Below are 13,446 nucleotides of genomic sequence, written 5' to 3'. Positions count from 1 at the left end.
GCGGGCTCCGGGCGCACAGGTGGGGATGGCCGCATTGTAGCGATGCGCCTCCCCTTCCCCGCCGTCCGGCGGCGCCGCCTTCAGGTAAGATGGCCCTGTTTTTTCATTCGCGCACCGGCATGAATCCGTCCACCCTGATCGGCATCGTCGCCAGCATCCTGCTGCTGGCCATCGTCCTGTTCCTGTCCGCCGAGGACCCGGGCCTGTTCGTCGACTGGCCGGGCCTGGGCATCGTGCTGATCGGGACGGCGGCGGCCACCTTCATCGCCTATCCCCTGCGCGAGGTCATGCGCATCTTCGGGCTGATCCGCAGCGTCGTCCACCGCGAGCGCCTGGACGTGGACAAGGACCTGGAAGACCTGGTCGAAATCGCCCGCATCTGGATGCAGAGCGACATCCATGCCGTCGAGCAGGCGCTGCAGCGGGTATCCAGCCCCTTCCTGCGCAACGGCGTGCAGTTCGTGATCGACAACGTGCCGGAACAGGACATCCTCGACCTGCTGCAATGGCGCATCGCGCGGATGAAGGCCAAGGAGCACGCCGAGGCCCAGCTGTTCCGCGTCATGGCGGGGTTCGCGCCGGCCTTCGGCATGCTGGGCACCCTGGTGGGCCTGGTCAACCTGCTGTTCCTGCTGGGCGACGGCGACATCACCGCCATCGGCCGGCAGATGGCCCTGGCCCTGATGACGACCTTCTACGGCGTGCTGCTGGCCAACCTGGTGTTCAAGCCCGTGGCGGTCAAGCTGGAGCGCCGCACGGAACAGCGCCTGATCCTCATGAACACCCTGATGCAGGGCATCGCCATGATGAGCCAGAAGCGCAGCCCGGCCCTGATGCGGGAAACGCTGAAGGCCTTCATCGCGGAAATCCGCGATGAGATCCGCGACCTGGAGCCGGCCGCCGCCCTTCGGAACAAGGAGCCGGAGCCGTCATGAGGCGCGTGCCCGGCGAACCGAGCCCGGCCGAGGCCATCGCCCAGCGCATGCGGGGCCTGGAGGCCGAGTTGCGGGAAGCCCGGCAGGCGCTGCGGCGCAACCGCAAGCGCTCGGACCCGTCCGCGCGCTGGAGCCTGGAGCCGCAGGCCGCCGAGGCCTCCCAGGACGAGCTCTGGTTCATCACCTACCTGGACATGATGACCCTGATGCTGGTCGCCATGATCGTGATGCTGGCGTTTTCGGGTTCCATCGGCAAGCGCGCCCCCGCGCCGGGCGCGACCATCCAGGCGGCCTCGCCGGCCGCGTCCGCGCCGCCGGCGGCTTCCGTGGCGCTGGCGCCGATCCCCGCGCCGGACGAGGCATTCCCCTACCCGGCCGCGCCGGCCGCCGAACTTCTGTTCGCCCCGCCGCCCCCGGCCGAGCCCGAGCGCTCGCCCCTGTTCGGGACTTTCCCGGATATCGACACGGGAGTCGCCGGCACCGGCGTGGCGGCCGCACCGGCACCCGCACCCGCAGTGGAAGCGCCCGCCGTCCGGCCCGGCCCGCAGGCGGATTCCGCAGCCGCCCCGGCGCCTGCCTCGGAGTCTGGGGCCGAACCCGGCTCCGTGCCGGGCCCCCGGCCGCACGCCGACTTCGTCGGCCCGCCGGCGCCGCCCGCGCCGGTTTCGCAGGATGCCGCGCCCGCAGCCCCGGCCGCCGGCACCGGCACCGGAGAACCGGATGCCGCCGCTGCGGCGCCCTCGGCGCCGGCCGCCCCGGCCGCCCCGGCGGCTCCGGCCCCATCCGGCCCGCAGGCCGCCCCGGCGGCTCCGCCCTCCCCGGCGCCCGCCCCCGCAAACGGGGATCGCGCGGCGTCCGCGCGGGAGCCCGAGCCCGCGGAATCGTCCGAAGGTGCCGCCCTGGCGGCCTCCCTGCCGCTGGGCGAACTGGGCCATGACGTCGAAGTGATCGTCAACCGGCGCTCCATCAGCTTCCGCATCAACAGCGAGATCCTGTTCGACACGGGCCAGGCGGATCTCAGCCGCGCCGGCCTGTCGGTGCTGCAGCGCATGGCCAAGGTGCTGTCGGACGCCGGCTACGACATCACGGTCGAGGGCCATACGGATTCGGTGCCGGTGCGCAGCAACGCCCGCTATCCGTCCAATTGGGAACTGTCCAGCGCCCGGGCCGGCAGCGTGGTGCGCTATCTGCAGGCCAACGGCATCGCCAAGGGACACCTGAAGGCGGTGGGCTACGCGGATGCCCGGCCGATCGCCGACAACCGCTCGGCCGACGGGCGCGCGCGCAACCGCCGGGTGGAACTGGTGGTGGAAAGGCCGCACGAGGACCGCAGCGAAGCCGGGCCCGCCGGCACGCATCCCGCACCCGGAACGGCCACGCGCTGAGGCAGGCCCTGGCCTGGCGGCCCAGGGCCGCCGGCGCGCGGGCGCGGCGCGTTCAATCGCGCGAGAACGGCCTGCCGTCGAAGTCCAGCGTGACCAGATTGCCGTCCATGGGCCCCATGCCGGGCGAATTCAGCGGCATGCCGGGCGCCGCGGCGCCGCGCGTGTCCTTCGAGGCCAGCAGCTTGCGCACGGCCGAGGCCGGCACGTGGCCCTCGACCACCTGGCCGCTCGATTCCAGCCGCGCCGTGTGGCAGGACGCCAGCTCCATCGGCACGCCCAGGCGGGCCTTGACCGCCGCCATGTCGCTCGAAGGCACTTCGCGCACGTCGAAGCCTTCGGCGCGCATGTGCTCGGCCCAGCCGTGGCAGCAGCCGCAGTTCGGGTCCTGGTAGACGGTGACCGCCTCGCCCGCCTGGGCGTGGACGGACAGGGAGGCCCCCAGGGCGGCGGCCAGCAGGCCGAAGGCGAAGAATCGTTGCATGCGTACCTCAGGATATTCGGAAGATGAACCGGCTCTGGACATGAGCCTGGCAAGTCGGGTCCGCCGGGACTGGCGGGCCATGGGTTGGAGCGTGAAAAACCCGTTTGGTTCAGTCGCGCCCGATCGCGCCGGCTCAGATCTGCTCGAAGCGATCGTAGTGGCGTTCCGTCGGGGTTTCGGTGTGCGTCACGCCGGTCACCCGGGCCGCGGGCGGCCCCTGAAGCAGCCAGGACAGCATGCGGTCGACGGCGGCGTGCTCGCCCTGGATCAGGGCTTCCACCCGGCCGTCGGGCAGATTGCGCACCCAGCCGCCGAGCTTGAGCTGGTGCGCCTGGCGGACGGTGGCGGCGCGGAAGCCGACGCCCTGGACGCGGCCTTCGACGAGGACCGTCAGGGTTTCGAGCTGGTGTTGGTCAGGTAAGGATTTCATACGATCGCAAGTCGGAAAGCAATCGGGGTTTCAGCCAAGACGCAAGGCAACGCTTGAGCATTAAACTGTAACCGAAACACGCCGAAAAGGTCTTTCGCCGGATGTTTCCGGAAAGACGCGCCGCCTTTCCGCGCTCTTTCCGCGCTCTTTTTTCCGACCGGCCGCACGCCGGCATCGATTCTTTCACTTGGACTCCGATCCCATGGGCATCCGCTCCTTATCCATCCGGGCCAAGCTGGTCCTGGCTTCCGCGGCCACCGTCGCCGTCGCCATGGGCCTGCTCGCCGCCGCCAATCTGTATTCCGCCCAGACCGCCGTCAGGGACCTCGTCTCGGCGCAGACGGAAAGCCTGATCAACAGCAATGCCCGCGAAATCGAAAGCTGGGCGCGCAGCAAGGTCGCGATCCTGGCATCGGTGCAGCCGGTGGCGCTGACGGACGCGCCCGAGCCCTTCCTGCTGCAGGCGCTGCATTCCGGGCATTTCATGGCCACCTACATCGGCTCCGCGGACAAGAAGATGAAGTTCGGCCAGGTGCTCAAGCTGCCGGACGGCTACGATCCCACCAGCCGGCCCTGGTACACGCTGGCGGCGCAGGCCGGCAAGCCGGTCCTGACCTCGCCCTACCTGGACGCGGCCACCAACGGCCTGGTGGTCAGCGTGTCGGTGCCCGTGCAGGAAAACGGCAAGACCCGTGCCGTCATCGCGGCCGACATCGGCCTGGACGACATCGTCGCCAGCACGCGCGCGCTGCGCCCCACCGAGCACAGCTTCGCCTATCTGGTTTCCGGCGACGGCAAGATCATCGCCCACCCCGACGCGCAGCTGTCGCTCAAGCCGGCGACCGAGGTCTTCGCCGGCTACGACATCCCCCGGCTCCAGCGCCTGGCGGACCAGCCCGGCGAGCTCGCGGAAGCCGAAAACGCCGCCGGCCGGTACTGGCTGAGCGCCCACCGCATCCAGGGCACCGACTGGATGCTGGCGATCGCTCTGGACCAGGGCGACATCCTGGCGGGGGTGCGCCAGATGCGCCTGCAGGCCATCCTCACCGGCATCGTCATGATCGCGCTGGCGGCGCTGGCCCTGGCGCTCCTCACCCGCGCCCTGCTGCGCCGCCTGGGCATGCTGAAGGACGCCCTGCAGAACATCGCCTCCGGCGAGGGTGACCTGACCCGGCGCCTGGACCAGTCGGGCCACGACGAACTGGCCCAGGTCGGGGCCTCGTTCAACCAGTTCGTCGACAAGATCGCCGGCACGCTGCGCAGCATCCGCCAGACCACGGATTCCGTGCACCTGGCCTCGGACGAGATCGCCGCCGGCAACACGGACCTGGCGCGCCGCACCGAAGGCGCCGCCGCCAGCCTGCAGGAAACCTCCAGCTCCATGGAAGAGCTGTCCAGCACCGTCAAGCAGACCGCCGATTCGGGCAATGCCGCCGTGCAGCTGGCCGAAAGCGCGCGCGCCGCCGCGCGCGAGGGCGGCGAACTGATGCACCGCGTGGTCGAGACCATGCAGGGCATGAACGAAAATGCGTCCCGCATCGGCGACATCATCGGCGTGATCGACTCCATCGCCTTCCAGACCAACATCCTGGCGCTCAACGCCGCGGTCGAGGCCGCCCGCGCCGGCGAGCACGGCGCCGGCTTCGCCGTGGTGGCCTCCGAAGTCCGTTCGCTCGCCCAGCGCAGCGCCCAGTCGGCGCGCGAGATCAAGGCCCTGATCGACACCAACGTGTCCCAGGTCGCGCATGGCGGCGAGCAGGTCCGCCAGGCGGGCGCCGCCATGGACAAGATCGTGTCCGAGGTCCAGCGCGTCACGGACATCATCAGCGAGATCAAGGTCGCCACCAGCGAGCAGAGCCTGGGCATCAGCCAGATCGAGATCGCCGTGCAGCAGCTCGACGGCATGACGCAGCAGAACGCCGCGCTGGTCCAGGAATCGGCCGCCGCCGCCGACAGCCTGCGCGACCAGGCGCGGATCCTGGCCCAGGCGGTGGCCGGCTTCAAGCTCGATCCGTCGGCGGACGGGCCCGCCGCCCTGCCCGCTCCGCACGCCTGAACGCGGGCCGGCGGGCCGCGGCCGCGGGCGGGCCCTTCCATCGGGAGGCTCGCCCGTGTTCCACATTGCCTCACGCCCGCCGCGCGCCGCCCGCGGCGGCGCGCGTCGCGGTTCGCCCGCGCGCCCTCGAACTGCCTCCTGTCCCGTCCCGACTTTGCCCGGGTCTGGTCCCGATCTCGGCTTGATTCCTCGTCCTCGACCGAATACCCATGAGCATCATCGGGTTTCCTGCTGCGACGGTCATAAAGACATAGCCCATCGGTCGTTCTCCCCCGGAGGGCCGGCTCCTAGAATGGTTGCATCGTGCCGCCGGGCCGCTCCAAGGCAGAAAGCGCTCCCTCCGGGGGGCCGCAAGCCGAAGGCGCTGCGTGGGGGCCTATTTTGCCGTCGGGCGCCCCGCCCCAGGCTCCATCCGACCCATTCGAGGCCCTCATGAGCAACGCATCCATCCGCAAACACACCGTGGTGATCGTCGGCGCCGGTACGGGCGGGACCACCGTCGCCGCCCAGCTCCGGCGCCAGGAGCCCGGCCTGGACATCGCCGTCATCGATCCGTCCAGCCACCACGACTACCAGCCCGCCTGGACCCTGGTGGGCGGCGGCGCCTACAAGGCCGAGGACACCCGCCGTTCCCTGCACGACTGCCTGCCCGACGGCGTGCGCCACATCGCGCAGCGCGTGACCGCCCTGCTGCCCGACGAGCGCCTGGTGGAACTGGCCGACGGCAGCCGCGTGGGCTACGACTACCTGGTGGTGGCCGCCGGCATCCAGATCAACTGGAACGCCATCGAAGGCCTGGCCGACGCCCTGGGCAAGAACAGCGTGACCAGCAACTACCGCTACGACCTCGCGCCCTACACCTGGGAGCTGGTGCGCCAGTTCCAGGGCGGCACGGCGATCTTCACCCAGCCGGCCGGCGCGGTGAAATGCCCGGGCGCCCCGCAGAAGGCCCTGTACCTGGCGGCCGACCATTTCCGCCGCCGCGGCGTGAAGGCCGACAGCCTGCAGTTCCGCTCGGCCGGCGCCACGGTCTTCGGCGTGCCCTTCTACGCCCAGGCGCTGGACAAGGTCATGGCCTCCTACGGCGCCCAACCGCACTACGGCCAGAACCTGGTCCAGGTGCGCGGCGCGGAAAAGATCGCCGTCTTCGAGTCGGTGGTGGACGGCGAGAAGGTGCGCGAGGAAGTCCACTACGACCTGCTGCACGTCGTGCCGCCGCAGAGCGCGCCCGATTTCATCCGCAGCAGCCCGCTGGCCGACGCCAACGGCTGGCTGGAGGTGGACAAGAACACGCTGCGCCACACGCGCTACCCCAACGTGTTCGGCCTGGGTGACTGCACGTCCACGCCCAACAGCAAGACGGCCGCCGCCATCAAGAGCCAGGCCCCGGTGCTGACGCTCAACCTGCTGAGCGTCCTGCGCGGCGCCGGCAACGTCGAAAGCTACGACGGCTACGCCGCCTGCCCGCTGACGACCTCGCGCGGCAAGGTCCTGCTGGCCGAATTCACCTACGGCGGCACGATCACGCCCAGCTTCCCCTTCGATCCGCGCATCCCGCGCCGCTTCTACTGGTGGCTCAAGCGCAGCTTCATGCCCTGGTTCTACTGGAACATCCTGCTGAAGGGCCGCGGCCTGCCGGTGACGCACCGCACGCGCAGCTTCCCGGCCGGCGTGCCCTCGGTCCAGCCCTGACGCATGCCCGCCGATGCGCCCCGGGCCGCTGCGCATGCGGCGGCCCGGGGCGTTTTCATTCATCCAGGGATCAGGCGCCCCTACCCCCGCACCAGCAGCACGGACAGCGAGGTCGGCTCGATGATGGTGGTGCCCGTGAAGGGCCGGTCGAACGAGGCGATCAGGTAGAGCGTGGCGCCGAAGCCCAGGGAAAACAGCGTCAGGGACAGGATCAGCGGCCTGCGCTGGGTCATGTGCAGTTCGCTCAGCACGCAGGCGGCGACGAACAGCAGCACCAGCACCGCGATCCATTTCGTCGGCATCACCCGGCTGTGCGAGACCAGCAGGCGCTGGTTGCGCGCTTTTTCGATGGCCATCGTATAGCGCCGCAATGCCTCGGCGGCGCGTTGCACGCCGAGCCCGTCGGTGCCGGCCTCGATCCGCACCGAGATGACCATCAGGGTCTCCAGCTGATCCTCGGCGATCTGGCTGGCCCGGCCCTCGCCCATCAGCGGCCATTCGTTCTCGACGACTTCGCGGATGTAATCGTCGAGCACGCCCGTGACCTGTTCGCGCAGATCGGCCGGCAGGAACTTGACGACGCGCATCGTATCGGCCACGGCGACGGCTTCCTTTTCCACCGCCGTGCGGCCCTTGGCGTCCTGCTGCCAGATGTCGGCCGCCACGAAGGTGATCACCATCCCGGTGGGCAGCAGGATGCCCGAGAGCATGGTGTTGACCATGTTGGGCCCGTGCGAGCCGGGCGGCCACAGGCGGCGCAGAGCATACATCAGCGCCAGGGCCGCGGCCGAGAGGCCGCCCACCAGCAGCACGCAGGAGACGAACATCGCCCATTCGGGCAGGTCATACATGAAGTCGAACACGGCGAGGCCCTCGCTGGGTGTCGGCGGGCATCGGCCCGCCGGGGTCATGATGAGCGGACGTCAGGAAAGGATGAAGACGCGGGTCAGAGGATTTCCTGGATCGTGTCGAAGGGCCGGCACAGGCGCGTGCCCTTGTCCGTGACGACGAAGGGCCGGTTCAGCAGGACGGGGTGCCGTTCGATGGCGTCGAGCAGCTGTTCGTCCGTCAGTGCCGGATCCGCCAGCCCCAGGGACTCGTAGGCCGGTTCCTTGGCGCGCAGGGCTTCGCGCACCGTCAGGCCCGCCGCCCGGATCAGCTCGCGCAGCGCGTCGCGCGGCGGCAGGTGGTGCAGGTATTCGACCACTTCGACGGGGCGCCCCGTGGCCTGGAGCGTTTCCAGCGCCTTGCGCGACGTGCTGCAGCGCGGGTTGTGGTAGATTCTGATCATGCGGATTCCCGGGGTGGAAAGCCCCCATTATCCACGATCCTCCCCGATCCGGCCGTCCGGAATCACCCGTGCGGCCCCCGATCCACCACACCGCGCGCCACCCCGCCCACGATGCCCATGCCGATGCTGCCGATGCTTCCGCCGTCCGACACCCGTCCGCCGCTTTCCCCGCGCCCCGCCCTGCCGATCGCGGCGCTGGCATTGGCCCTGGCGCTGGCCGGCTGCGCCGGCGGGCCGCAGGACAACCTCAGCCTGGTGCCGGCCCGGCTGGACCAGCAGACGCGCCAGGACGGCCTGTTCACGCAGCCTGTGAAATGGTCGCGCGAACGGCCGGGCTGCCAGGGCGAATGTCCGAAGCTGACGGTCGATTCCCTGGCCTTCCCGGGGCATCCCCGCCTCACCGAGCTGGTCGACCACGCCCTGGCCGCCATGACCTGGGTCGATGCGCAAAACGCCGCGCCCTACGATACCCTGGCCGGTTTCGAGGCCTACTACTGGAAGACCGCCGAATCCCGCGACGAGGTCCAGTTGACGGCGCGCACGCGCTACCGCAACGAGCGCCTCACCGTGGTCGAACTGGACGCGGCCCAGTACCGCACCGGCATGGCCCACGGCATGACGGGTTCGCAGCTGCTGAACTGGGACAATGCGGCGGAAAAGGCCCTGACGATCGACAACCTGCTGGCGCCGGGCGCCCGCCCGGCCTTCGACGCGGCGCTGCGCGCCGAGCATGCGCGCTGGCTGGACCAGCATGCCGACGCCATCGACAACCGGGACACTTTCGACCGCATGTGGCCCTTCGCGCCCAGCGACAACGTGGGGCTGACCGACCTGGGCGTGCTGGTCAAGTACCAGCCCTACGAGATCGCCCCCTACGCCTGGGGGCAGCCGGAACTGCTGATCCCCTACGAGCACCTGCGGGGCGTCCTGCGGCCGCAGTTCCTGCCGCCGCGCACGTAGCCCCGAGGGGGGGCCGCGCCCTCCCCCTTCCCGCCGCGCGCCGCCCGCGGGCCGCCGCGCCCGCATACGCCCGCATACGCATATAGCACCGCTGCATAATGCGCGGTGTTCATATCGTTGGACAAAACGATTCGTTCTGTCCCGGAAAGGAACGCCTTAACCTGATGCCTCGATCCCCCGCATCACGAGGCTCCTTTCCATGCCATCCTCCTTCCGCTTCCTGCTACCCCTGGCCGCCGCCCTGAGCCTGGCGGGCGCCGCGCACGCCGCCGACGTCACGCTGCTGAACGTGTCCTACGATCCCACGCGGGAGCTGTACCAGGCCTACAACCAGGCCTTCGCCCGGTACTGGCAGGACAGGACCGGCGACCACGTCACGATCCGCCAGTCGCACGGCGGCTCGGGCAAGCAGGCGCGTTCGGTGATCGACGGCCTGAAGGCCGACGTGGTGACCCTGGCGCTGGCGCCGGACATCGACGCTATCGCCGAGCGCGGCGCGATCCGCAAGGACTGGCAGCGGCAGCTGCCGCTGAACAGCGCACCCTACACCTCCACCATCGTCTTCCTGGTGCGCAAGGGCAACCCCAAGGGCATCCACGACTGGGACGACCTGATCAAGCCGGGCGTGCAGGTCATCACCCCCAACCCCAAGACCTCCGGCGGCGCGCGCTGGAACTACCTGGCGGCCTGGGGCTACGCCCTGCGCCAGCCCGGCGGCGACGAGGCCAAGGCGCGCGAGTTCGTCGGCAAGCTCTACCGCCAGGTGCCGGTGCTGGATTCGGGCGCGCGGGGCGCCACCACGACCTTCGTCGAGCGCGGCATCGGCGACGTGCTGCTCGCCTGGGAAAACGAGGCCTTTCTCGCCATCGAGGAACTGGGCCCCGGCAAGGTGGACATCGTCGTGCCCTCGGTCAGCATCCTGGCCGAGCCGCCCGTGGCGGTGGTAGACAAGGTCGTCGACGCGCGCGGCACGCGCGATGTGGCCCGGGCCTACCTGGACTACCTGTACACCGAGGCCGGTCAGGAGATCGCGGCGAAGAACCACTACCGGCCCACGCTGAAGGCGGTCGCCGAGCGCCACGCGGGGCAGTTCCCGCACCTGTCGCTGTTCAGGATCACGGATGTGGCGCCGGACTGGACCGAGGCGCAGAAGACGCACTTCTCGGACGGCGGCGTGTTCGACCAGATCTACCAGCCGAACGCGCAATAAGGCGGCGGAGCCATGTCCCTCACGACGCTCGCGCCGCACGCCCCCATCGCGCACCGGGTCCTGCCCGGGCGCAACCTGACGCTGGGCCTAACGCTGACCTATCTGTGCCTGGTGGTCCTGCTGCCGCTGTCGGCCGCGTTCCTGACGGCCTCGACCCTGAGCGGGGAGGCCTTCTGGAAGGCGGTCACCGCGCCCCGGGTGCTGGCCTCGTACCGCCTGAGCTTCGGCGCGGCGCTGCTGGCGGCGGCCGTGAACGCGGTGTTCGGCGGCATCGTCGCCTGGGTGCTGGCGCGCTACCGGTTTCCCGGCAAGCGGCTGATCGACGCCCTGGTGGACCTGCCCTTCGCCCTGCCCACGGCCGTGGCCGGGATCGCCCTGACCGCGCTGTACGCGCCCAACGGCTGGCTGGGCGGGCTGCTGGCGCCGCTGGGCATCCAGGTGGCCTTCAAGCCGCTGGGCGTGGTGGTGGCGCTCGTCTTCATCGGCCTGCCCTTCGTGGTGCGCACCGTCCAGCCGGTGCTGGAGGACATGGCCCCCGAATACGAGGAAGCCGCCAGCAGCCTGGGCGCCTCGCGCGCGCAGGTCTTCGTCCGCGTGGTGTTTCCCGCGATCCTGCCCGCCCTGCTGACGGGCTTCGCCCTGGCCTTCGCGCGCGCGGCCGGCGAATACGGCTCGGTGATCTTCATCGCCGGCAACATGCCGATGGTCTCAGAAATCGCGCCGCTGCTGATCGTCACCAAGCTGGAGCAGTACGACTACGCGGGCGCCACGGCCATCGCCGTGGTGATGCTGGGGATTTCCTTCCTGCTGCTGCTGGCCATCAACCTGCTGCAGGCCTGGGTGCGGCGGCGCTCGACCGGCGAGGCCGGCTAGGGCCCGCCCGGCCCCCCATCCACGCATCCACAGCCGCGCGCATGAGTCCACGCCCGCATCCAACCGCATGAACCGTCCGATTCCATGACCTCCATCGCTCTCGATTCGCTCCCCCAGGCCGCCGCCGCGCGGCCGGCCGCCGAAGGCCGGCTCGTCCGCCTGGCGCTGATGGGGACGGCATTCGCCTTCCTGTTCCTGTTCCTCTTCATCCCGCTGGCGGCGGTCTTCCACGAGGCCCTGAGCAAGGGCTGGGAGGCCTGCGTGGCCGCGGTCACCGAGCCCGACGCGCGCGCGGCCATCCGCCTGACGCTGATCGCGGCCGGGATCGCCGTGCCGCTGAACCTGGTGTTCGGCGTCTGCGCCGCCTGGGCCGTCACCCGCTTCGAGTTCCGCGGCAAGAACCTGCTGATCACCCTGATCGACCTGCCCTTTTCCGTGTCCCCCGTGATCGCCGGCCTGATCTACGTGCTGATGTTCGGCGCCCAGGGCTGGTTCGGCCCCTGGCTGCAGGCGCACGACATCCAGATCCTGTTCGCCGTGCCGGGCATCGTGCTGGCCACGGTCTTCGTCACCGTGCCCTTCGTCGCGCGCGAGCTGATCCCGCTGATGCAGTCGCAGGGCTGCGAGGAGGAAGAAGCCGCCATCGTGCTGGGCGCCTCGGGCTGGCGCGTCTTCTGGCACGTCACGCTGCCCAACATCCGCTGGGGGCTGTTCTACGGCGTGATCCTGTGCAACGCGCGCGCCATGGGCGAATTCGGCGCCGTGTCGGTGGTGTCCGGCCACATCCGCGGCCTGACCAACACGCTGCCGCTGCACGTGGAGATCCTTTACAACGAATACAACTTCGCGGCTGCCTTCTCGGTGGCCTCGCTGCTGGCATTGCTGGCGTTGCTGACGCTGGCCCTGAAATCCCTGGCGGAATGGCACTTGCGCGCCCAGGCCGCCCGCAACCCATCGGAGCATCCCTCATGAGCATCGAAGTCCGCCACATCCACAAGCGGTTCGGCGCGTTCACGGCGCTGGACGACGTGTCCCTGGCCTTTCCGGACGGCCGGCTGACCGCGCTGCTGGGGCCCTCGGGCTGCGGCAAGACCACGCTGCTGCGCATCATCGCCGGGCTGGAGCATCCCGACGGGGGCCAGGTCCTGCTGGAGGGGCAGGACGCGTCCCATACGCACGTGCGCCAGCGCCAGGTCGGCTTCGTGTTCCAGCACTATGCGCTCTTCAAGCACATGACGGTGTTCGAGAACGTCGCCTTCGGACTGCGCGTCAAGCCGCGCGCGCAGCGCCCGGACGAGCGCCGGATCCGCGAGAAGGTCATGGGGCTGCTGGAGCTGGTGCAGCTGGACTGGCTGGCCGACCGCCGGCCGGCGGCGCTGTCGGGCGGCCAGCGCCAGCGCATCGCCCTGGCGCGCGCCCTGGCGGTGGAGCCGCGCGTGCTGCTGCTGGACGAACCCTTCGGCGCGCTCGACGCCAAGGTCCGCAAGGAACTGCGGCGCTGGCTGCGCCGCCTGCACGACGAACTGCACATGACCAGCCTGTTCGTCACGCACGACCAGGAGGAGGCCCTGGAGGTCGCCGACGAGATCGTCATCATGAACAAGGGCCGGGTCGAGCAGCGGGGCGCGCCGCAGGCGGTATACGACGCGCCCGAGACCGCCTTCGTCTATGGCTTCCTGGGGCACGTGAACCTGTTCCACGGCCGGGTGCGCGACGGGCGGCTGCACACCGGCGGCGCGGCCCTGGACATGCCGGGCCTGGAAGGCGCGGCCGACGCGCCGGGGACGGCCTACGTCCGGCCGCACGACATCCAGATCGAGCCGCTGCCGGCGGCCGACCAGCCGCCCGCCGGGCGTGGCCTGCTGGTGAACCTGCAGCGGGCGCACGCCTTCGGGCCGCTGGCGCAGCTGGAACTACGCCGCGAGGACACCCAGGAGATCATCGAGGTGGTCATGCCCAGCCCCGAGTTCGACCGGATCCGGGCGCAGGGCCACCGCCGCTTCATCGCCCGGCCGCGCCAGGCGCGGGTGTTCCTGAACTAGCCCGAAGATTTCTTCAGCAAACCTGCTGAAGCGATTTTTGGGTGCGCAGGCTGCCCCGGCGATGAAGCAGTAGGGATCAGCGGTGTGTGGA

General features: G+C 70.3%; 13 protein-coding genes. 9 read left to right on the top strand and 4 right to left on the bottom strand.

The annotated features are described in order from the left end of the window. Positions 1-119 precede the first annotated feature (119 nt). Both HNR28_RS17595 and HNR28_RS18740 read left to right on the top strand, forming a co-directional pair. Positions 120-935, top strand: a complete 816-nt coding sequence (locus HNR28_RS17595; protein WP_043686722.1) for a motility protein A — start codon at positions 120-122, stop codon at positions 933-935. Further along, positions 932-2,320 carry an OmpA family protein gene (locus HNR28_RS18740; RefSeq protein WP_184143080.1) on the top strand — a complete coding sequence of 463 codons (1,389 nt, stop codon included), beginning with the start codon at positions 932-934 and terminating at the stop codon, positions 2,318-2,320. Before HNR28_RS17595 ends, HNR28_RS18740 begins: the two co-directional genes overlap by 4 nt. A 52-nt stretch (positions 2,321-2,372) precedes the next feature. Here the strand turns inward: HNR28_RS18740 and HNR28_RS17585 are convergent, their stop codons facing one another. Next, complete coding sequence (locus HNR28_RS17585) at positions 2,373-2,801, bottom strand: DUF411 domain-containing protein (protein ID WP_151025238.1); 429 nt, start codon at positions 2,799-2,801, stop codon at positions 2,373-2,375. Between the two features lie 133 nt (positions 2,802-2,934). Then, on the bottom strand, positions 2,935-3,231 hold the full coding sequence (locus HNR28_RS17580; RefSeq protein ID WP_151025239.1) for an acylphosphatase: 297 nt from the start codon (positions 3,229-3,231) through the stop codon (positions 2,935-2,937). A gap of 187 nt (positions 3,232-3,418) precedes the next feature. Between HNR28_RS17580 and HNR28_RS17575 the strand changes: the two genes are divergently transcribed. Further along, positions 3,419-5,287: a methyl-accepting chemotaxis protein gene (locus HNR28_RS17575; protein WP_148304937.1), complete on the top strand. Its 1,869-nt coding sequence runs from the start codon at positions 3,419-3,421 to the stop codon at positions 5,285-5,287. 432 nt (positions 5,288-5,719) lie between these two features. After that, positions 5,720-6,979 (top strand): NAD(P)/FAD-dependent oxidoreductase, encoded by a 1,260-nt coding sequence (locus tag HNR28_RS17570; RefSeq protein ID WP_151025240.1) that lies wholly within the window; start codon positions 5,720-5,722, stop codon positions 6,977-6,979. An 80-nt stretch (positions 6,980-7,059) separates the two neighbouring features. Here HNR28_RS17570 and HNR28_RS17565 read toward each other — a convergent pair whose 3' ends face one another. Together HNR28_RS17565 and arsC are read right to left on the bottom strand one after the other, a co-directional pair. Then, positions 7,060-7,842 (bottom strand): bestrophin-like domain, encoded by a 783-nt coding sequence (locus HNR28_RS17565; RefSeq protein ID WP_158386267.1) that lies wholly within the window; start codon positions 7,840-7,842, stop codon positions 7,060-7,062. Between the two features lie 83 nt (positions 7,843-7,925). Next, entirely contained in the window at positions 7,926-8,270 is a 345-nt protein-coding gene (gene arsC, locus HNR28_RS17560; RefSeq protein WP_043682554.1) for an arsenate reductase (glutaredoxin), read from the bottom strand. A gap of 123 nt (positions 8,271-8,393) precedes the next feature. Between arsC and HNR28_RS17555 the strand changes: the two genes are divergently transcribed. From HNR28_RS17555 to HNR28_RS17535, 5 genes are all read left to right on the top strand, one after another. Continuing rightward, positions 8,394-9,230 (top strand): RsiV family protein, encoded by an 837-nt coding sequence (locus tag HNR28_RS17555; RefSeq protein WP_244978343.1) that lies wholly within the window; start codon positions 8,394-8,396, stop codon positions 9,228-9,230. A 199-nt stretch (positions 9,231-9,429) separates the two neighbouring features. Further along, on the top strand, positions 9,430-10,440 hold the full coding sequence (locus HNR28_RS17550; protein ID WP_151025241.1) for a sulfate ABC transporter substrate-binding protein: 1,011 nt from the start codon (positions 9,430-9,432) through the stop codon (positions 10,438-10,440). A 12-nt stretch (positions 10,441-10,452) separates the two neighbouring features. Continuing rightward, complete coding sequence (gene cysT, locus HNR28_RS17545) at positions 10,453-11,313, top strand: sulfate ABC transporter permease subunit CysT (protein ID WP_151025242.1); 861 nt, start codon at positions 10,453-10,455, stop codon at positions 11,311-11,313. An 84-nt stretch (positions 11,314-11,397) separates the two neighbouring features. Beyond that, on the top strand, positions 11,398-12,285 hold the full coding sequence (gene cysW, locus HNR28_RS17540; RefSeq protein ID WP_151025243.1) for a sulfate ABC transporter permease subunit CysW: 888 nt from the start codon (positions 11,398-11,400) through the stop codon (positions 12,283-12,285). After that, positions 12,282-13,355, top strand: a complete 1,074-nt coding sequence (locus HNR28_RS17535; RefSeq protein WP_151025244.1) for a sulfate/molybdate ABC transporter ATP-binding protein — start codon at positions 12,282-12,284, stop codon at positions 13,353-13,355. The genes cysW and HNR28_RS17535 overlap by 4 nt, the downstream gene beginning before the upstream one ends. The last annotated feature ends 91 nt before the right edge of the window (positions 13,356-13,446 follow it).

The organism is Castellaniella defragrans (assembly GCF_014203015.1).
Classification (GTDB): domain Bacteria; phylum Pseudomonadota; class Gammaproteobacteria; order Burkholderiales; family Burkholderiaceae_B; genus Castellaniella; species Castellaniella defragrans.
The sequence above is the reverse complement of the archived record's forward strand: the minus strand, read 5'-3'. Positions and strand labels throughout refer to the sequence as shown.

Excerpts from the sequence above, each read along its gene's own strand:
- HNR28_RS17595 (WP_043686722.1), top strand. The coding sequence starts at position 120 with ATGAATCCGTCCACCCTGATCGGCATCGTCGCCAGCATCCTGCTGCTG.
- HNR28_RS18740 (WP_184143080.1), top strand. The coding sequence starts at position 932 with ATGAGGCGCGTGCCCGGCGAACCGAGCCCGGCCGAGGCCATCGCCCAG.
- HNR28_RS17585 (WP_151025238.1), bottom strand. The coding sequence starts at position 2,801 with ATGCAACGATTCTTCGCCTTCGGCCTGCTGGCCGCCGCCCTGGGGGCC.
- HNR28_RS17580 (WP_151025239.1), bottom strand. The coding sequence starts at position 3,231 with ATGAAATCCTTACCTGACCAACACCAGCTCGAAACCCTGACGGTCCTC.
- HNR28_RS17570 (WP_151025240.1), top strand. The coding sequence starts at position 5,720 with ATGAGCAACGCATCCATCCGCAAACACACCGTGGTGATCGTCGGCGCC.
- arsC (WP_043682554.1), bottom strand. The coding sequence starts at position 8,270 with ATGATCAGAATCTACCACAACCCGCGCTGCAGCACGTCGCGCAAGGCG.
- HNR28_RS17555 (WP_244978343.1), top strand. The coding sequence starts at position 8,394 with ATGCTGCCGATGCTTCCGCCGTCCGACACCCGTCCGCCGCTTTCCCCG.
- HNR28_RS17550 (WP_151025241.1), top strand. The coding sequence starts at position 9,430 with ATGCCATCCTCCTTCCGCTTCCTGCTACCCCTGGCCGCCGCCCTGAGC.
- cysT (WP_151025242.1), top strand. The coding sequence starts at position 10,453 with ATGTCCCTCACGACGCTCGCGCCGCACGCCCCCATCGCGCACCGGGTC.
- cysW (WP_151025243.1), top strand. The coding sequence starts at position 11,398 with ATGACCTCCATCGCTCTCGATTCGCTCCCCCAGGCCGCCGCCGCGCGG.
- HNR28_RS17535 (WP_151025244.1), top strand. The coding sequence starts at position 12,282 with ATGAGCATCGAAGTCCGCCACATCCACAAGCGGTTCGGCGCGTTCACG.